General features: G+C 66.8%; 14 protein-coding genes. 13 read left to right on the forward strand and 1 reads right to left on the reverse strand.

Features of this window, described 5'->3' with window-relative positions; translation table 11 throughout:
• Positions 1 to 26 precede the first annotated feature (26 nt).
• The 4 genes from CYU59_RS11750 (at position 27) to CYU59_RS11765 (ending at position 4,616) form a co-directional block, all read left to right on the forward strand.
• Positions 27 to 1,400, forward strand: coding sequence for a cytochrome P450 (locus CYU59_RS11750; RefSeq protein WP_292989415.1), 1,374 nt, complete (start codon positions 27 to 29; stop codon positions 1,398 to 1,400).
• Positions 1,397 to 2,233 (forward strand): phthiotriol/phenolphthiotriol dimycocerosates methyltransferase, encoded by an 837-nt coding sequence (locus CYU59_RS11755; RefSeq protein WP_292989417.1) that lies wholly within the window; start codon positions 1,397 to 1,399, stop codon positions 2,231 to 2,233. Before CYU59_RS11750 ends, CYU59_RS11755 begins: the two co-directional genes overlap by 4 nt.
• A gap of 170 nt (positions 2,234 to 2,403) precedes the next feature.
• Positions 2,404 to 3,780 carry a cytochrome P450 gene (locus tag CYU59_RS11760; RefSeq protein ID WP_292989420.1) on the forward strand — a complete coding sequence of 459 codons (1,377 nt, stop codon included), beginning with the start codon at positions 2,404 to 2,406 and terminating at the stop codon, positions 3,778 to 3,780.
• Positions 3,781 to 3,803: 23 nt separating this feature from the next.
• Positions 3,804 to 4,616 carry a phthiotriol/phenolphthiotriol dimycocerosates methyltransferase gene (locus CYU59_RS11765; protein WP_292989422.1) on the forward strand — a complete coding sequence of 271 codons (813 nt, stop codon included), beginning with the start codon at positions 3,804 to 3,806 and terminating at the stop codon, positions 4,614 to 4,616.
• A 108-nt stretch (positions 4,617 to 4,724) separates the two neighbouring features.
• Here CYU59_RS11765 and CYU59_RS11770 read toward each other — a convergent pair whose 3' ends face one another.
• Entirely contained in the window at positions 4,725 to 5,525 is an 801-nt protein-coding gene (locus CYU59_RS11770; protein WP_292989424.1) for an iron reductase, read from the reverse strand.
• A 193-nt stretch (positions 5,526 to 5,718) separates the two neighbouring features.
• On the opposite strand from CYU59_RS11770, the gene CYU59_RS11775 reads away from it, so the two are divergent.
• The 9 genes from CYU59_RS11775 (at position 5,719) to CYU59_RS11815 (ending at position 18,117) form a co-directional block, all read left to right on the forward strand.
• Positions 5,719 to 6,135: a BlaI/MecI/CopY family transcriptional regulator gene (locus tag CYU59_RS11775; protein WP_292989427.1), complete on the forward strand. Its 417-nt coding sequence runs from the start codon at positions 5,719 to 5,721 to the stop codon at positions 6,133 to 6,135.
• A gap of 14 nt (positions 6,136 to 6,149) precedes the next feature.
• Positions 6,150 to 7,103: a M56 family metallopeptidase gene (locus CYU59_RS11780; RefSeq protein ID WP_292989429.1), complete on the forward strand. Its 954-nt coding sequence runs from the start codon at positions 6,150 to 6,152 to the stop codon at positions 7,101 to 7,103.
• 113 nt (positions 7,104 to 7,216) lie between these two features.
• Positions 7,217 to 8,674: an NADP-dependent phosphogluconate dehydrogenase gene (gene gndA / locus CYU59_RS11785; protein WP_292989432.1), complete on the forward strand. Its 1,458-nt coding sequence runs from the start codon at positions 7,217 to 7,219 to the stop codon at positions 8,672 to 8,674.
• 9 nt (positions 8,675 to 8,683) lie between these two features.
• Positions 8,684 to 10,120, forward strand: a complete 1,437-nt coding sequence (locus tag CYU59_RS11790) for a GuaB1 family IMP dehydrogenase-related protein (RefSeq protein ID WP_292989435.1) — start codon at positions 8,684 to 8,686, stop codon at positions 10,118 to 10,120.
• Between the two features lie 172 nt (positions 10,121 to 10,292).
• Positions 10,293 to 11,657 carry a hemolysin family protein gene (locus tag CYU59_RS11795; protein WP_292989438.1) on the forward strand — a complete coding sequence of 455 codons (1,365 nt, stop codon included), beginning with the start codon at positions 10,293 to 10,295 and terminating at the stop codon, positions 11,655 to 11,657.
• Complete coding sequence (locus tag CYU59_RS11800; protein WP_292989440.1) at positions 11,657 to 12,712, forward strand: hemolysin family protein; 1,056 nt, start codon at positions 11,657 to 11,659, stop codon at positions 12,710 to 12,712. The genes CYU59_RS11795 and CYU59_RS11800 overlap by 1 nt, the downstream gene beginning before the upstream one ends.
• Positions 12,713 to 12,767: 55 nt before the next feature.
• On the forward strand, positions 12,768 to 13,643 hold the full coding sequence (locus CYU59_RS11805; RefSeq protein WP_292989758.1) for a 3-methyladenine DNA glycosylase: 876 nt from the start codon (positions 12,768 to 12,770) through the stop codon (positions 13,641 to 13,643).
• 58 nt (positions 13,644 to 13,701) lie between these two features.
• Entirely contained in the window at positions 13,702 to 15,897 is a 2,196-nt protein-coding gene (locus tag CYU59_RS11810) for a malate synthase G (RefSeq protein ID WP_292989443.1), read from the forward strand.
• Between the two features lie 75 nt (positions 15,898 to 15,972).
• Positions 15,973 to 18,117, forward strand: coding sequence for a substrate-binding domain-containing protein (locus CYU59_RS11815; RefSeq protein ID WP_292989445.1), 2,145 nt, complete (start codon positions 15,973 to 15,975; stop codon positions 18,115 to 18,117).
• Positions 18,118 to 18,166: the final 49 nt, after the last annotated feature.

Here is an 18,166-nt window from a genome sequence, read left to right on the forward strand (position 1 = left end):
TTGAACATACTTATGGAAGGCTCAGCATGGCCACGGCGACGATGGACCCAGTGCGGCTGCCGCCGGGTTCGCGTATTCCGAAGCTGATCCAGACCACCGCCTTCTTGATGTCGAGCCACGACATGTTCGCGGCGCTCGCTCGACGCTACGGCAGCGACGTTGTCCGGGTGAACCTGCCGCGCAACAACGATGCGGTTGTCATCTGCGATCCGCTGTTGGCCAAAGATCTGTTCAGCACCGGCACTGATCTCGTCGAGCGAGCCCCGTCTGGTGCCGGTGCGATCGGCGCGGTCTTCGGTCCCGGCTCGACGTTCAGTTTGGCCAGCGACGAGCATCGCGCGCGCCGGAAACTGCTCACCCCGCCGTTCCGCGGGAAACGTATGCGCGGCTACGAGCGCATCATCGAAGAAGAGGTGCTGCGCGAGATCGCGCACTGGAAGGACGGTCGCGAGTTCTCCGCGTTCGAGCCGATGCTTCGGATCACTCTCGGTGCGATCCTGCGCGCGGTCTTCGGCGCCGACGGTCCTGCGTTGAAGGAATTGCGCGAAATAGTGCCCCCGATGGTCACGCTGGGTTCGATGCTCGCCGTCTGCCCGCCGGTCGTGCACAAGGACCTCGGCCCGTGGAGTCCGTGGGGCAGGTTCCTGCGGGCACGCCGACGGTTCGACGCGATCATCGCCTCGTTGATCTCCGAAGCTCGCGCCGATCCCGCGATAGACGAGCGAGCCGACGTTCTGGCGCTCCTGCTGCAGGCCCGCTACGAAGACGGCGAGGGTATTTCAGACCAGCACATCGCCGACGAGCTGCTCACGTTGCTGGCGTCCGGTCACGAGACCACCGCCGCCTCGCTGGCTTGGGCATTGGAGCGACTGAGTCGCCACCCGGAACTGCTCTCCGAGTTGACCGAGGAAGCCGACGCCGGTGGCTCCACGCTGCGGCAAGCCACGATTTGGGAAGTACAGCGCACCCGGCCCGTGCTGGACGGCACCACAAGGCGGACCAAGACCCGAATCCGGCTGGGCGAGTGGGTCCTTCCGGAAGGCACGAACATCATCATCAGCATCAAGCTTGCGCACGAATCCGAAGACGACTTCACCGAGGCGCACTCGTTCAACCCGTACCGATACCTGGAAACGGGGATCAAGCCGGCTGCCTGGATCCCGTTCGGCGGCGGGGTCAACCGCTGCGTCGGTGCGGCGTTCGCCAACATGGAGCTGGACGTCGTGCTGCGGACGCTGCTGCGTGAATTCCGTTTCGCCACCACCGATGCGCCGGATGAGAAGGCCAGGTGGCGCGGTTTGGCGACGGTGCCGGCGCGAGGCGCGAGGTCGATGGTCTACCGGCGGAGTGACGGTGTACCTGAGGGCGTGGGCTCGCTGTCCGCGGCAGGCCAACGATGACCGGCACCGGCGTGCGCCCCGCCGCGACGGGCGGTCGCCGCTACGTGAAGCCCCTCGGCAGTTACGCCTGGTTCAAGAAGGCGATCAACAAGTACTGGTATCCCTTCGTCACGCGCAAATGGGATCAGGACGACGTCGTCTTCCTCAACTGGGGCTACGAAGAAGACCCGCCGATGCGCCTGCCGCTGTCTGCCGAGGACGAGAAAAACCGGTACGGCATCCAGCTCTACCACCGCACGGCAACGCAGATCGACCTCGGCGGCAAGACCGTGCTGGAGGCCAGCTGCGGGCACGGCGGTGGTGCCGCCTACCTGACGAAGACACTGGGGCCCGCGTCCTACACCGGCCTCGACTTCAACCCGCGCGGGGTGGAATTCGCCCAGCGCCGGCATCGCCTGCCGGGGCTGAACTTTGTGCACGGCGACGCCGAGGATCTGCCGTTTCCCGCCGATTCTTTCGACGTGGTGCTCAACGTCGAGGCGTCCCACGCCTACCCGCGCTTCGACCGCTTTCTCGACGAGGTGGTTCGGGTCCTGCGTCCGGGTGGACACTTCCTATACGTCGACTTCCGCGGATTTCTCGAGTACGACGAGTGGGACGCGGCCCTGGCCGGCCTGCCGTTGCGGATGGAGTCCAAGAGTGAGATCAACGCCGACGTCCTTCGCGGGCTCGACAACAACGCGGCCCACCACGTGGAATTGATCAACAGACGGCTACCCCTCGTCGTGCGTCCGTTCGGGAAGTTGTTCGCCGGTGCGCCGGACACGTTGATGTACAAGGAACTGCAACGTGGGCGGCTGTCCTACCGGCTGCATCACTTCGTCAAAGACTGACCCGCCACACTTCGTTCTCTCGCCTCGGGTGCCGCCCGAGTGCGACCGCATACCGTATAGAGTCCAGTTAATCGGACTTCAGGGCTGAAACGACGCTCAAACGATTGCGGCCGGTACTCTGAGATTCCGGCGCGGAAGCCATGCCAGTGCCGAAGCGGGGAGGGAACGAAATGCTCACGCCGACAACCGAGCCGGTGCGGCTACCGCCGGGCACGCGGCTACCGAAAGCGGTTCAGGGCCTGTGGTTCCTGCGCGAGTACCACCACATGTACGGCGCTCTCAGTCGGCGGCACGGCCCGGTTTTCCGGGTGAACATGCCGCGCCTGGGCCGCGCTGTCGTGGTCAGAGACGCGGCCTTGGTCAAGGAAGTGTTGAACACCAGCACCGATCTACTGGAACGCGCGACAACGGGGACCGCCAGCCTGGGCGACGGCTTCGGCGCGGGGTCGACGTTCGCCCTTGCCGGCGATGAACTCCTCGAGCGCCGCAAGCTCATACTCCCCCAGTTTCACGGCAAGCGGATGCGCAGCTACGAGCCCGTCATCGAAGAAGAGGTGTTGCGCGAGATCGCGAAATGGCCGGAAGGGCAGGAGTTCGAGACGCTGCCGTCGATGACGACGATGACCCTCGGTGCCATCCTGCGCGCGGTGTTCGGTGCCGAGGGCGACACCCTCGACGAACTGTACGACCTGATTCCGCCCATGGCCGACATCGTCGGGGTGTACCTGACGCTGCCGACGACCCTGCGGCGTGACCTGGGGCGGTGGAGTCTCGGGGGTCGCTACATGCGGTACCGGCGCCGTTTCGACGCCGCGATCTTCTCGCTGATCGCGGACGCCCGGGTCGATCCCACGCTGGAAGAGCGCAGCGACGTGCTGGCGCTGCTGGTGCGGGCACGCTACGAGAACGGCGAACCGATCACCGATCAGCACATCGCCGACGAGATGCTGACCTTGCTGGTGTCCGGCCACGAGACCACGGCCGGATCGCTGGGCTGGGCGGTGGAGCGGATGACCCGCAATCCGGATTTGTTGAAGCGGCTGGCCGAGGAGGTCGACGCCGGCGGATCGGAATTGCGCCAGGCCACGATCGCGGAAGTGCAGCGCACGCGGACCGTTCTCGACTCCACCGTCCGCTGCACCAAAGCGCGTCTTCGCCTGGGTGAGTGGGTTATTCCGGAGAACACCAGGATCGTCCTGAGCCTCGCCCTGGTCCACGATTCCGATGACGTCTTCGCAGACGCGATGTCGTTCAACCCGGATCGATTCCTCGGCAGTGCCGCGAAGCCGAAGGGGTGGGTTCCGTTCGGCGGCGGCGTCAACCGTTGCGTCGGTGCCGCGCTGGCCACCATGGAGATGGACATTACCCTGCGCCTGATATTGCGCGAATTCCATTTCACGCCAACCGATGCGCCGGACGAGCGACCACACTGGCGCGGCATCGCCTACCAGCCGGCGCGAGGCGCACGAGCGACGGTCCGCCGGCGAACCGCGACGGCGTCGCACGATGCCAACTCGGCCCTGGTGGCCGATCGCACCAGTTCGTAGTAAAGCCTGGCATACTCGCCGCTGTGCCAAACACACTCCAGCGATACCTCAAGCCCGTCGACCCGCTGCCATGGCTGAAGCTGGCCATGAACAAGTACTGGTACCCCTTGATCACCCGACGGTGGGAAAGCGACGACATCGTCTTTCTCAACTGGGGCTACGAGGAAGACCCGCCGCTGGGACTGCAGCTGGCGGCCGAGGACGAGCCGAATCGATACTCCATCCAGCTCTACCACACCACCGCCGGTCAAGCGGATCTCAGCGGGAAGAAAGTTCTCGAGATCAGCAGTGGCCACGGGGGTGGCGCCGCGTACGTGACGCGCACCTTCCAGCCGGGCTCCTACACCGGCCTCGACTTCAACCCGGACGGTGTCGCGTTCGCCAAGAAACGCCACAACCTGCCGGGGCTGGACTTCGTCGAGGGCAACGCCGAGAGCCTGCCCTTCGCCGATGAGTCCTTCGACGCGATCGTCAACGTCGAGGCCTCGCACACCTATCCGCACTTCGACCGGTTCCTTCCCGAAGTGGCGCGGGTGCTGCGCCCGGGCGGTCATTTCCTGTACGCCGATTTCCGCGGGTACCTCGAATACGACGACTGGGACGCCGCTCTGGCCGCGATGCCGATGGAGATGGCCTCGAAGCGCGACATCAGCAAAGAGGTGCTGCGCGCCCGGGACAAGAGTGCCGAGGTCTTCCTGGACTTGAACACCCGCCACATCCCGAAGTTCCTGCAGGGTTTCGGCAAGATGTTCGCCGGCGCGCCCGGAACGCTGGCATACCGCCAGATGCAGACCGGCAAGGCGTCCTACCGGGTGTACCACTTCGTCAAGAACTGACCCCGACGCCGCGCGTCCCCCAGATAGCAGCGAGCCCCGTGCGTAATGCACGGGGCTCGCCGTATCGAGAGACCGGGGGTCACTGCAGCCCTCAGGACACCGTCTCGGTCATTCAACGCTCGATGCCAGAAGCATAGGCAAGGCTGTCCTAATTTCGCAAGAGGTCCCTCGCGCGCGTGTCCGCGCCGCCGACAGCCCGCGAACCGGCAGGCCGAACCCGACCAGCGCGTCCAGCACGGCCTGACCGCGTCGCATCGCGGCCAGCTCGTCGGTGCCCGCCAGCTGGGGCACCTGGGTCGCGGACGCCACCACCATCGAGCCGACGATGTTCCACATCGCCGCGACCGACAGCGCTCCCCCGCTGACCGCATGCAGCCTCGCGAACAGCGGATCCAGGGTGCGGTGGCAGCGATGGGCCACCCAGGTCGTCAGCGCCGCCTCGCTCGGCAGGCGAACCACGCCGTCGCTCAGCGCGTCCGCGGCGCACGGGTCATCGGGCAGCACGCGGACCGTGGCGTCGACCACGCCGGCCCAGTCGATGACGCCGTCGGAGTCGACGTGTACCCACAAGTTCTCCAGCCCGGTGTCCCACGCCCTGGCCTCCAGCACGACCAGCGCCACCACTCGGCCGATCACGGTGTGGACCAGCGTCGCCGCCAATTGCCTTGCGGCGCTTCGCCGATCCATGTCGACCGCGGCGGCGTCGAACATCGTCTGCAATCGATCGGTGCTGAGCGCCGAGGTCAACGGCCACCAACGGCGCACCGACACATCGCCCAACACCGCGACGCCGTAGACCCGTGGGCATTGGGGATACAACTCGCGTAACCGCCTGCTGGACTCGTGCAGCGGCAGCACCCGGTCAATGGACATCGCCGCGATCAGCGGGTCGTCGATCATTATCGTCACGGTCACCTCCGGTTGTAAGGTTAGCCTAACCATATGATTGACTTCGAATCTGTGGGGACCCTCACAAGGACCTGCTGCGCCGCCGCCGGCACCAGAGGGTTTGACGGCCGTCGGACCGCTTCCGGCAGGTGAGGTACGACAGTCAGTAGTAAGCGCGGGTACGCTAGCGGCATTGCCAAGGAGATGAGCAAACATGGCTAAGCTGACGCGGCTCGGGGATCTCGAGCGCGCGGTGATGGATCACCTCTGGTCCGCTCCCCAACCGCAAACCGTCCGCCAGGTGCACGAAGCGCTTTCCGAGCAGCGCGATCTGGCCTACACGACGGTGATGACCGTGCTGCAACGGCTGGCCAAGAAGAATCTCGTGTCGCAAATCCGCGACGACCGCGCTCACCAATATGCCCCGGTGCACGGCCGGGACGAACTGGTTGCCGGCCTGATGGTGGATGCACTCGACCAGGCCGCCGACACCGGCAGCCGCCATGCCGTTCTCGTGCACTTTGTCGAGCGCGTCGGTGCCGACGAGGCCGAGGCGCTGCGGCGCGCCCTCGACGAATTGGAATCCGGTCATCGGAAAACCTCGTCTGGTGGCGCGCGGCCGGAGGACTGAGAGACACTGGGACCATGTCCGGGCTGGCTTTCACCGTTCTTGCGGTGATGCTGGTCGGCCCGGTGCCCGCTTTGCTGGCCCGAGCCACCTGGCCGTTGCGCGCTCCCCGGGCAGCGATGGTGCTGTGGCAGGCGATCGCCGTCGCAGCTGTGCTGTCAGCATTCAGTGCGGGTATCGCCATCGCCAGCCGCTTGTTCGTTCCGGGCGCCAACGGTCGCCCGACCGCCAGCCCCGCCGCGGAGATCGGCCGCCTCGGTTGGCCGCTGTGGCTTCTCGACGTCGCGGTCCTGGGGCTCACTCTGCTGATCGGGGCCAGGTTGTTCGTGGCCGTCGTGCGGGGTGCGGTCGCCACCCGTAGGCGACGAGCCCATCACCGCATGCTCGTCGACCTGCTCGGCCTGTCGCCTGATCTGGTGGCCGCTCGGGCCAGCGCCCGCGGCCGCGACCTGCGCGTTCTGGAAGTGGCTCAGCCGCTGGCCTATTGCCTTCCCGGCGTGCGGAGCCGGGTGGTGGTCAGCGAGGGCACGCTGGACTCGCTGACCGACGACGAAGTCGCCGCGATCCTCTGTCACGAGCGCGCACACCTGCGGGCCCGCCACGACCTGGTGCTCGAGGCCTTCACCGCCGCCCACGCCGCGTTCCCCCGATTCGTCCGTAGCGCAAGCGCTTTGGACGCGGTGCAGTTGCTGGCCGAGCTGTTGGCCGACGACGCCGCGGTCCGGGTGGCCGGCCGCGCTCCGCTGGCCCGGGCGCTGGTCGCCTGCGCGTCCGGACGCGCTCCCCTGGGTGCGCTGGCCGCCGGCGGCGCGCACACTCTGCTGCGGGTGCGACGGCTTTCCGGCAGCGGCAACAGCTTCTGGCTGTCGGTGGCGGCCTATCTCGCCGCTGCAGCGGTTCTGGTGGTTCCGACGGTCGCGCTCGCCATTCCCTGGCTCACCGAACTGCACCGGCTGTTCACCGCTGCCTGACCCGGCGACCGGTGCGGCATTGGACAATGGCGATACTTTGCACGGGCATGAATCCTGCTGTGCCACAGTGTTCGGTGCAGGGCCACTAGCCACGAATCGAGAAGGGCATTCCCATGAGCTCGTCGAAGTCAACGACCGGAACCGCGCAGATCGGCGTGACAGGTCTGGCGGTGATGGGCTCGAATCTCGCCCGCAACTTCGCCAGTCACGGATACACCGTGGCGCTGCACAATCGGTCGGTCGCCAAGACCGACGCCCTGCTGAAGGAACACGGCGACGAGGGCAAATTCGTCCGGTCGGAGACCATCGCAGAATTTCTGGACGCGCTCGAGAAGCCGCGACGGGTGGTCATCATGGTCAAGGCGGGCGAGCCGACCGATGCCGTCATCAACGAGCTCGCCGATGCGATGGAAGACGGCGACATCATCATCGACGGCGGTAACGCGCTCTACACCGACACCATTCGCCGTGAAAAGGCCATTCGCGAGCGCGGACTGCACTTCGTCGGCGCCGGCATCTCCGGCGGTGAAGAGGGCGCGCTCAAAGGTCCGTCGATCATGCCGGGCGGACCTGCCGAGTCGTACGAGTCGCTGGGCCCGCTGCTGGAAGAGATCTCGGCCCATGTCGACGGGGTCCCCTGCTGCACCCACATCGGCCCCGACGGCGCCGGTCACTTCGTGAAAATGGTGCACAACGGCATCGAGTACTCCGACATGCAGCTCATCGGCGAGGCGTACCAGCTCCTGCGTGACGGCCTCGGCAAGAGCGCGCCGGAGATCGCCGACGTGTTCTCCGAGTGGAACTCCGGTGACCTGGACAGCTTCCTGATCGAGATCACCGCCGAGGTACTACGCCAGACCGATGCCAAGACCGGTAAGCCGCTCGTCGACGTCATCGTCGACGAGGCCGAGCAGAAGGGCACCGGGCGCTGGACGGTCAAGTCGGCGCTCGACCTGGGTGTGCCGGTGACCGGTATCGCCGAGGCGGTGTTCGCCCGGGCGCTGTCCGGCTCGGTGGCCCAGCGCAAGGCCACCACCGGACTGGCCTCCGGTGACCTCGGGCAAAAGCCAAGCGACGCAGCGCAATTCATTGATGACGTCAGCAAAGCGCTGTATGCGTCGAAGATCATCGCCTACGCGCAGGGCTTCAACCAGATCCAGGCCGGCAGCGCCGAATACGACTGGGGAATCACTCCGGGCGACATGGCCACCATCTGGCGCGGCGGCTGCATCATCCGGGCCAAATTCCTCAACCGGATCAAAGACGCGTTCGACGAAGACCCCGACCTGCCCACGCTGATCGCCGCACCGTACTTCCGCAGTGCCATCGAGGCGGCCGTCGACAGTTGGCGCCGCGTAGTGGTGACAGCCACCCAATTGGGTATCCCCGTCCCGGGCTTCGCCTCGGCGCTCTCGTACTACGACGCGCTGCGCACCGAGCGACTGCCCGCCGCACTCACCCAGGGACTGCGGGACTTTTTCGGCGCACACACCTACGGACGGACTGATGAGGACTCGAGCAAGAAGTTCCACACGCTGTGGAGTGGAGACCGCAGCGAAGTGCCTGCCTAGCGGGGCGCGATGAAGTTCCTGGACGGGCAGCGCCCCGCGTACGACCTGACCTACGACGACGTCTTCATCGTGCCGAACCATTCGGACGTGGCGTCGCGGTTCGACGTCGACCTGTCGACCGCCGACGGCTCCGGCACCACCATCCCAGTGGTCGTCGCCAACATGACCGCGGTGGCCGGCCGACGGATGGCCGAAACGATTGCTCGTCGTGGCGGCATTGTCGTTCTGCCGCAAGACCTTCCGGTGACCGCGGTCCAGCAGATGGTGGATTTCGTCAAAAGCCGCGACCTGGTGGTCGACACCCCGGTCACGCTGGAGCCCGACGACTCGGTCTCCGATGCATTGGCGCTGATCTCCAAGCGGGCGCACGGGGCAGCGGTGGTGACGTTCGAGGGACGACCGATCGGCCTGATCACCGAATCTTCCTGCGAGGGAGTCGACCGATTCGCCCGGGTGCGCGACATCGCGATCACCGACTTCGTCAAAGCAGCGGTGGGAACGGATCCGCGAAAGGTTTTCGATCTGCTCGAGCATGCCTCGGTCGATGTCGCGGTGATGACCGCCGACGACGGCACCCTGGCCGGCGTGCTGACCCGGACCGGCGCCATCCGTGCCGGCATCTACTCCCCGGCGGTCGACGCCGCCGGAAGGCTGCGCATCGGAGCAGCCGTCGGGATCAACGGCGACGTCGTCGCCAAGGCGCAGGCGGTCGCCGAGGCCGGGGCCGATCTGGTCGTCGTCGACACCGCACACGGTCACCAGGTGAAAGCGCTGGACGCGATCAAGTCGATCGCGTCACTGGACCTGGGTGTGCCGCTGGTCGCGGGCAACGTGGTCTCGGCGGAGGGCACCCGCGATCTGGTCGACGCCGGTGCGTCGATCGTCAAGGTCGGGGTGGGCCCGGGGGCGATGTGCACCACCCGGATGATGACCGGGGTGGGCCGGCCGCAGTTCTCCGCCGTCCTCGAATGTGCAACGGCGGCAAAGCAACTCGGTGCGCACGTGTGGGCTGACGGCGGTGTGCGGCACCCGCGTGATGTGGCGTTGGCGCTGGCTGCCGGCGCATCCAACGTGATGATCGGGTCGTGGTTCGCCGGCACTTACGAGTCCCCCGGCGACCTGCTGCGCGATCGCGACAACAAGCCGTACAAAGAGAGTTACGGCATGGCCTCCAAGCGTGCCGTGGTGGCGCGCACCGCCGCCGACAGCGCTTTCGAGCGGGCCCGCAAGGCGCTGTTCGAGGAGGGCATCTCGACCTCGCGGATGGCGCTGGATCCGGCGCGTGGTGGCGTCGAGGATCTGCTCGATCACATCACCTCCGGGGTGCGCAGCACCTGCACCTACGTCGGTGCGTCGACGCTGGCCGAACTGCACGAGCGGGTGGTGGTCGGCATTCAGTCCGCCGCCGGCTTCGCCGAGGGGCATCCGCTGCCCTTCGGGTGGTAAGCCGGGCGTGTCGGCACGGCAACGAGGACTCGGGCGCGTCGCTCCTTCGCTACCATCGGTGTTCACTCATCAGTGGATACGTCGAAGAAGGGGTCCCCGTGCCGCAGGCACCCGCGCCGACCGGCGTGTGTGACGCCGACTCCGAGGAGCCTCCTTCTTCGGGGTGGCCCCGATGAATGTGCTCGTCATCCTGCTCAGCCTGCTGGCGATTGTCCTGCTCACCGCAGGTACGGCCGTGTTTGTCGCGGCTGAATTCTCGCTGACCACCCTGGAACGCAGCACCGTCGAATCCAACGCCCGCACGGGTGGCCGTCGCGACCGTTACGTTCAGCGCGCGCACCGCAGCCTGTCGTTTCAGCTCTCGGGGGCGCAGCTGGGCATTTCGATCACCACCCTGATCACCGGGTACCTGATCGAACCGCTGGTGGCTCAACTGCCTCATCCGGCCATGGATGCGCTCGGGATGCCCAACCGGATCGCCGACGCGGTGATCACCTTCGTGACGCTGCTGATCGTCACCTCGCTGTCGATGATCTTCGGTGAACTGGTCCCGAAGAACCTCGCGGTGGCACATCCGCCGGCGACCGCGCGGGCTGTCGCCGGCATCCAGTTGCTGTTCTCGTGGGCGATGACTTGGCCGATCCGCCTGACCAACGGCGTGGCCAACTGGATTCTGCGCAAGCTCGGCGTTGAACCCGCCGAGGAGCTGCGTTCAGCCCGTTCCTCCCAGGAGCTGGTTTCGCTGGTCCGCAGTTCGGCCCGCAGCGGCTCGCTGGATCCGACGACCGCTGCCCTGCTGGACCGGTCGCTGCAGTTCGGTGAGCTGACCGCCGAGGAGTTGATGACCCCGCGGTCGAAAATCGTTGCGCTGCAAGTGGATGACACCGTCGCGGATTTGGTCGAAGCCGCGGTGGAGAGCGGTTTCTCCCGCTTTCCGGTGATCGACGGCGACCTCGACGAGACGGTCGGCATCGTGCACGTCAAACAGGTCTTCGGAGTGCCGCCGGCAGACCGGGAGGCGATGCTGGTCACCGCCGTCGCACGGCCCGTCGCGAAAGTTCCCTCCACGCTCGACGGCGACGCTCTGATGGGACAGATCCGGGCCAACGACCTGCAGACCGCGATGGTCGTCGACGAATACGGCGGCACCGCCGGAATGGTGACCGTCGAGGATCTGATCGAAGAGATCGTCGGCGACGTGCGCGACGAGCACGACGACGCCACCCAGGACGTGGTCGCCGTCGACAGCGGCTGGCGGGTGTCCGGTTTGCTGCGTATCGACGAGGTCGCTGCCGCGACCGGCTACCACGCACCCGAGGGTGAGTACGAGACCATCGGCGGGCTGGTGCTCCAGCAGCTCGGCCGCATCCCGGTGATCGGCGACGAGGTGCGCCTGAGCGGACACGAAAACGACGGCGTCCCGCACGCTTCCGACTGGCGAGCCCGAGTCCTGCGGATGGACGGCCGCCGCATCGACCTGCTCGAACTGACTCAACTGTCCGACCGCGCCGAATCCCCCGCGACGCGAGGCCGCTGATGGGCGACGTGTTCAAGTTGCTGGCGACCTTCTTCCTGGTCGCCGTGAACGCCTTTTTCGTGGCCGCGGAGTTCTCGCTGATCTCGGCGCGGCGCGACCGCTTGGAGGCGCTTGCCGAACAGGGCAGATCGGGTGCGGTGACCGTGATCCGGGCCGGCGAGCAACTGCCCCTGATGTTCGCCGGAGCGCAGCTCGGTGTCACCGTGGCGTCGATACTGCTCGGACGTATCGGCGAACCCGCGGTGGCCGACCTGCTGCGCCAGCCACTCGGCCTGCTCGATGCCTCCCCCACGCTGTTGCACACGTCGTCGCTGCTGGTGGCGCTGGCGATTGTGGTGTCGCTGCACCTGCTGCTCGGCGAGATCGTCCCGAAGAACATCGCGATGGCCGGCCCGGAACGCGCGGCGATCCTGCTCCTTCCGGCCTACCTGCTCTACGTGCGCGCGGTTCGGCCCGTGATCAACTTCTACAACCGGTGCAACAAAGCCATCCTGCGGCTGCTGAGGGTGAGCCCCCGCGACGAGCTCGACGTGACGGTCTCCACCGTCGAGCTCAGCGAGATGATCGCTGAGTCGGTGTCGGAGGGGCTGCTGGATCCCGAAGAGCACACGCGGCTCACCCGAGCGCTGCAGATCCGCAACCGTTCGGTCGCCGACATCGCGGTTCCGCTCGCCGACATCCGTGCCGTGCCAGTGTCGGCAGCGGGCTGCGGCCCGACAGTCGATGCCCTCGAAAAGGCTTTGGCGGCAACAGGTTACTCGCGGTTCCCGGTGGTCGACGTCGACAATGTCTTCATCGGTTATCTGCACATCAAAGACGTGCTGTCGCTGGCGGACGACCCGCACGCCGTGATCGATCTGGCCAGAGTCCGCCCGCTGCCCCGCATTCCGGCCTCGCTGGGTGTTCCCGACGCGCTGTCCCGGATGCGCCGCAGCAACAGCCACCTGGCATTGGTGACCGCGCGGGACGGCGCCTCCGTGGTGGCCATGGTCGCCCTCGAGGACCTGGTGCGGGATCTGGTCGGCGTCGTGCGCGACGGGACAGGGCGTGCTTGACGCCGAGCGGCGACTCCGGCGGCCGGCGCAGCTGGGCGATCGCACGACCGTCCGGCTGGAGGCCGCGCAGTGGAAAGCTCGCGCCCACGACCACGCCGTGCGGGTCGACGGGTTCATCACGCCGCATGCGGAGCGGGCTCGCGCAGGTCAGTCCCACCCCGTGTGGGATTTCCTGTTCAGTTACTACAGCCTGAAGCCCGGTCAATTGCGCTGCTGGCATCCCGGTTTCGGGGTGGTGCTGGCCGGCGACGACGCGGTCCGCCGCTACCGCGATCGGCGCGGCTACGGCGTCGTCGACGCGGCCGGCGTCACGGTCAGCCGCGACCACCTTCTCAGCCGGCTGGAGACCATCTCGTTCATCGCGCGGCTGCTGCGCGCAACCGCGGAACGGCCCGCCCAGCTGAACTGTTTCGGCCTGCATGAGTGGGCCATGGTCTATCGCAGCGGCGAGGTCCGTCACGACCGGGTCCCGCTGCGCCTGGGCGCCGCCGGAACCGACGCCGTGGTCGACGACGAGATCGCAGGGCCGTTGCGCTGCAGCCACTTTGACGCGTTCCGGTTTTTCAGTGCCGAAGCCGCACCGCGTAATGCCGGGTCGCCAAGCCGTGCCGCCCAACACGACTGGGAGCAGCCCGGCTGCCTGCACGCCAATATGGACCTGTACAAATGGTCGTACAAGTTGAGCCCGCTGATCGATTCCGAGACGCTGCTCGACTGTCTGGAACTGGCGGCGGCCGCGCGTGAGATCGACATGCGAGCCAGCCCGTACGACCTCAGCGACTACGGGTACACACCGATCACCGTCGAAGACGCGGCGGGCCGCGCCGAGTATGTGCGATGCCAGAAGGCCATCACCGCCCGCGCCCAGCCGTTGCGGGCGGCGTTGCTGGCGCGGTGTGACCTGCTGCTGCAGGTTGCCGGTTGCCAGTAGGCGGGCCGCTGGCCGGTAGGCTGAGATGTGGTTTTGACAGGTGAGTGCGGAGGAAAAGATGACTGATCGCGTGTCGGTGGGGAACCTGCGCGTTGCCCAAGTGCTGTACGACTTCGTCAACAACGAGGCTCTGCCAGGCACCGACATCGACCCTGACAGCTTCTGGGCCGGTGTCGACAAGGTCGTCACCGACCTGCAGCCACAGAACCAGGACCTGTTGGCGCGCCGCGACCAACTACAGGCGCAGATCGACAAGTACCACCGCCAGCACGTCATCGAGCCGCTGGACCCCGAGGGATATCGCGAGTTCCTGACCGAAATCGGTTACCTGCAGCCCGAACCCGCCGACTTCGCGATCACCACGGCCGGCGTCGACGACGAGATCACCACGACCGCAGGCCCGCAGCTGGTGGTGCCGGTGCTCAACGCACGGTTCGCGCTGAACGCGGCCAACGCCCGCTGGGGCTCGCTGTATGACGCGCTGTACGGCACCGATGTCATCCCGGAGGACGACGGCGCCGAGAAGGGCACCAGCTACAACCGGGTCCGCGGCGACAAGGTGATCGCCTATGCGCGCAAGTTCCTCGACGAGGCGGTCCCGCTGTCGTCGGGCTCGTGGTCCGAGGCGACCGGGCTCAGCGTGGAGGACGACCAGCTGAAGATCGCGACCGCCGACGGCTCGCTCGAGCTGGCCAGCCCGGAGAAGTTCATCGGGTACACCGGTGAACTCGGCTCCCCCAACTGGTCGGTGTTGCTCGTCAACCACGGGCTGCACATCGAGGTCTTGGTCGACCCGGAGTCGCCGGTCGGCAAGACCGACGCCGCCGGCATCAAGGACGTCGTGCTGGAATCGGCGATCACCACGATCATGGACTTCGAGGACTCGGTCGCCGCGGTCGACGCCGACGACAAGGTGCTGGGCTACCGCAACTGGCTCGGACTGAACCGGGGTGACCTGTCCGAAGAGGTCGACAAGGGCGGCAAGACCATCCACCGGGTGCTCAACCAGGACCGCACTTACAAGACGCCCGACGGCGGTGAGCTGACCCTGCCGGGGCGCAGCCTGCTGTTCGTGCGCAACGTCGGTCACCTGATGACCAACGACGCCATCGTGTGGAGCGAAGGTGACGAAGAAAAAGAGGTGTTCGAGGGCATCCAGGACGCGCTGTTCACCGGCTTGACCGCGATTCACGGACTCAAGACCGGCGACGGAAACGGTCCGTTGACCAACAGCCGCACCGGATCGGTCTACATCGTCAAGCCCAAGATGCACGGCCCGGAAGAGGTCGCGTTCACCTGCGAGCTGTTCAGCCGCGTCGAGGACGTTCTCGGCTTGCCGCAGGGGACGCTGAAGGTCGGCATCATGGACGAGGAACGTCGCACCACGGTCAACCTCAAGGCGTGCATCAAGGCCGCGGCAGACCGGGTGGTGTTCATCAACACCGGCTTCCTGGACCGCACCGGCGACGAGATCCACACGTCGATGGAAGCGGGGCCGATGATCCGCAAGGGTGCGATGAAGAGCACCACCTGGATCAAGGCCTACGAGGACAACAACGTCGACACCGGTTTGGCGGCCGGCTTCAAAGGCAAGGCGCAGATCGGTAAGGGTATGTGGGCCATGACCGAGCTGATGGCCGACATGATGGAGCAGAAGATCGGCCAGCCCAAAGCCGGTGCCACCACCGCGTGGGTGCCGTCGCCGACGGCAGCCACGCTGCACGCGATGCACTACCACTACGTCGACGTCGCTTCGGTGCAGGAAGAGCTCGAAGGCAAGAAGCGCGCCACCATCGACGAGTTGCTGACCGTGCCGCTGGCCAAGGAACTGGCCTGGGCTCCGGAGGAGATCCGCGAAGAGGTCGACAACAACTGCCAGTCGATCCTGGGCTATGTCGTGCGCTGGATCGACGCCGGGGTCGGTTGCTCGAAAGTCCCTGACATCCACAATGTCGCGTTGATGGAAGACCGTGCCACGCTGCGGATTTCCAGCCAGCTGCTGGCCAACTGGCTACGGCATGGCGTCATCACCGAAGAGGATGTGCGCGCTAGCCTGGAGCGGATGGCTCCGCTGGTGGACGAACAGAACGCCGGTGACTCCGGTTACCTGCCGATGGCTCCCAACTTCGACGACAGCATCGCGTTCCTGGCCGCCCAGGAGCTGATCCTGCAGGGCACCCAACAGCCCAGCGGCTACACCGAGCCGATCCTGCATCGGCGCCGGCGCGAGTTCAAGGCTCGCGCTCAAGGGTGACATCGGTTCGGGATCCCTGGGCCACACCGATGACCAGCGGTAGCGGACACCTCCGGCGCTCAGGAGAGGACCGGCATGGGTAGGCACAGAGCTCCCGACGACGACGAGGAGCCGATCGACGACGAGCCGATCGACGAGCCGTCGGACGACTTTCCCGAGTCAGACGACTTCGGAGCCACCGTCGGTGATCGCGAGCCTCCGAGCTTTGCAACCGATGAGCCCCCCTACCCGGGATCCTTCTCCGCGCCGCGCTATCCGAGCCGACCGTCTGACGAATTTGGCGACGAGTTCGCCGACGACGCAGGGTTTTTCGGCTTCGACGAACCGGAAGCCCGCCCGGGTGGTTTCTCGACCCCTGAGCCTCCGCAACGGGACTTCCCCCCGGCGGACATCGAGGCGCCGGACGACTTCCCCGACTTTCCGCGGCGCGACCCGGAACCGCCGACCCCGCCGCCGTCCGACCCACCGACCGGCGGGCACCGCGGCCTGCCCGGTTTCAGCGGTGGCCACCGCGACGAGGGTGCACGCCGCGGCGTCAGCATCGGCGTGGTCGCGGCCTTGGTCTCGGTCGTCGTGGTGGTGGGCGTGGTCATTCTGTGGCGCTTCTTCGGAGACGCGCTCTCCGACCGCTCGCACAGCGCGCGATGCGTGGGCGAGAAGCAGCCGGTCGCCGTTATCGCCGATTCCTCCATCTCCGACGAGGTCCAGCATCTCGCCGAGCGATTCAACGCCATCGCCGCTCCGGTCGGGGATCACTGCGTCGCGATCGGGGTGAAGTCGGCCGGCTCCGACGCCGTCGTCGACGGCTTCATCGGCAAGTGGCCCGCCGAGCTCGGTCAGCGTCCCGCGCTGTGGATACCCGGTAGCTCGGTGTCAGCGGCCCGCCTCACCGCCGCAGCCGGCAAAGAAACGGTGACCGACAGCCGGTCACTGGTCACGTCTCCGGTGGTGCTCGCCGTCCGGCCCGAACTCCAGAAGGCCCTCGGCGACCAGAAGTGGGCGAATCTGCCCGATCTGCAGGTCAAGCCGGACTCGCTGGCCGGTCTGCGGTTGCCGGCATGGGGCTCGTTGAGGTTGGCGTTGCCGCTGGCCGGCAACAGCGACGCGGCATTCCTCGCGGGTGAGGCGGTGGCCGCCGCGTCGGTGCCGCCCGGGGCGCCGCCGACCGACGGCAGCGGTGCGGTGCGCACACTGATCGGCGGGCAGCCGAAGCTGGCCGACAATTCGCTCGGTGAGGCGATGAACGCGCTGCTCAAGGGCGGCGACCCGGCAACCGCGCCGGTGCACGCGGTGGTCACGACCGAGCAGCAGGTGTTTGCCCGCGGACAGTCGCAAACCGATGCCGGAAACACGCTGAGCGCGTGGCTGCCGCCGGGTGCCGCAGCGGTCGCCGACTACCCCACGGTGCTGCTCAGCGGATCGTGGTTGTCACAGGAGCAGGTAACGGCGGCCAGCGAGTTCGCCCGTTTCATGCACAAGCCCGACCAGCTCGCCGAGCTTGCCAAGGCCGGCTTCCGCGCCGAGGGCACCAAGCCGCCGAAGAGCGATGTGGCCGGATTCCCCGCGCTGCCGTCGACGCTGTCGGTCGGTGACGACGGCACCCGTGCCGCGCTGGCCAATGCGGTATCGGCACCCGCCAGCGCGCCTGCGACGACCATCATGCTCGAGCAGTCGATGACCACCGACGAAGGCGGCAAGACCCGGCTGGGCAACGTAGTCGGTGCCCTCGACGACCGGATCAAAGCGCTGGCCCCCAACGCCGTGATCGGGTTGTGGACCTTCGACGGTAAAGAGGGACGGTCGGAGGTGCCGGCAGGCCCGCTGGGCGACCAGATCGACGGCAAACCACGCGCCGAAGCGCTGGCGGCGGCACTGGATCGACAGCACGCGACGTCGGGCGGGGCGGTGTCTTTCACCACGCTGCGGCTGATCTACCAGAGTGCCCAGGCCAATTTTCATGCCGGACAGACCAATTCGGTCTTGGTGATCACATCAGGACCGCATACCGACCAGAGTCTCGGCGGCCAGGGCCTGCAGGACTTCATCAAGCAGAGCGCCGACCCGGCCAAGCCGGTCGCCGTCAACGTCATCGATTTCGGCTCCGACTCGGACCGGGAAACGTGGGAAGCGGTCGCCAAGCTCTCCGGTGGTAGCTACCAGAACCTGTCGACATCCGCGTCGCCCGAACTCACGACAGCGGTGACCAATTTCCTGAGCTGAACGGCCAAGAAGTCCAGCCGGTCAGACACGGGCAGCGCCGTGCGACACG

It is taken from the genome of Mycobacterium sp., assembly GCF_002863225.1.
GTDB lineage: Bacteria > Actinomycetota > Actinomycetes > Mycobacteriales > Mycobacteriaceae > Mycobacterium.

What these genes read in the sequence shown, in the direction of transcription:
- CYU59_RS11750 (WP_292989415.1), top strand. Translation starts at nt 27, where the DNA reads ATGGCCACGGCGACGATGGACCCAGTGCGGCTGCCGCCGGGTTCGCGT.
- CYU59_RS11755 (WP_292989417.1), top strand. Translation starts at nt 1,397, where the DNA reads ATGACCGGCACCGGCGTGCGCCCCGCCGCGACGGGCGGTCGCCGCTAC.
- CYU59_RS11760 (WP_292989420.1), top strand. Translation starts at nt 2,404, where the DNA reads ATGCTCACGCCGACAACCGAGCCGGTGCGGCTACCGCCGGGCACGCGG.
- CYU59_RS11775 (WP_292989427.1), top strand. Translation starts at nt 5,719, where the DNA reads ATGGCTAAGCTGACGCGGCTCGGGGATCTCGAGCGCGCGGTGATGGAT.
- CYU59_RS11780 (WP_292989429.1), top strand. Translation starts at nt 6,150, where the DNA reads ATGTCCGGGCTGGCTTTCACCGTTCTTGCGGTGATGCTGGTCGGCCCG.
- gndA (WP_292989432.1), top strand. Translation starts at nt 7,217, where the DNA reads ATGAGCTCGTCGAAGTCAACGACCGGAACCGCGCAGATCGGCGTGACA.
- CYU59_RS11790 (WP_292989435.1), top strand. Translation starts at nt 8,684, where the DNA reads ATGAAGTTCCTGGACGGGCAGCGCCCCGCGTACGACCTGACCTACGAC.
- CYU59_RS11795 (WP_292989438.1), top strand. Translation starts at nt 10,293, where the DNA reads ATGAATGTGCTCGTCATCCTGCTCAGCCTGCTGGCGATTGTCCTGCTC.
- CYU59_RS11800 (WP_292989440.1), top strand. Translation starts at nt 11,657, where the DNA reads ATGGGCGACGTGTTCAAGTTGCTGGCGACCTTCTTCCTGGTCGCCGTG.
- CYU59_RS11810 (WP_292989443.1), top strand. Translation starts at nt 13,702, where the DNA reads ATGACTGATCGCGTGTCGGTGGGGAACCTGCGCGTTGCCCAAGTGCTG.
- CYU59_RS11815 (WP_292989445.1), top strand. Translation starts at nt 15,973, where the DNA reads ATGGGTAGGCACAGAGCTCCCGACGACGACGAGGAGCCGATCGACGAC.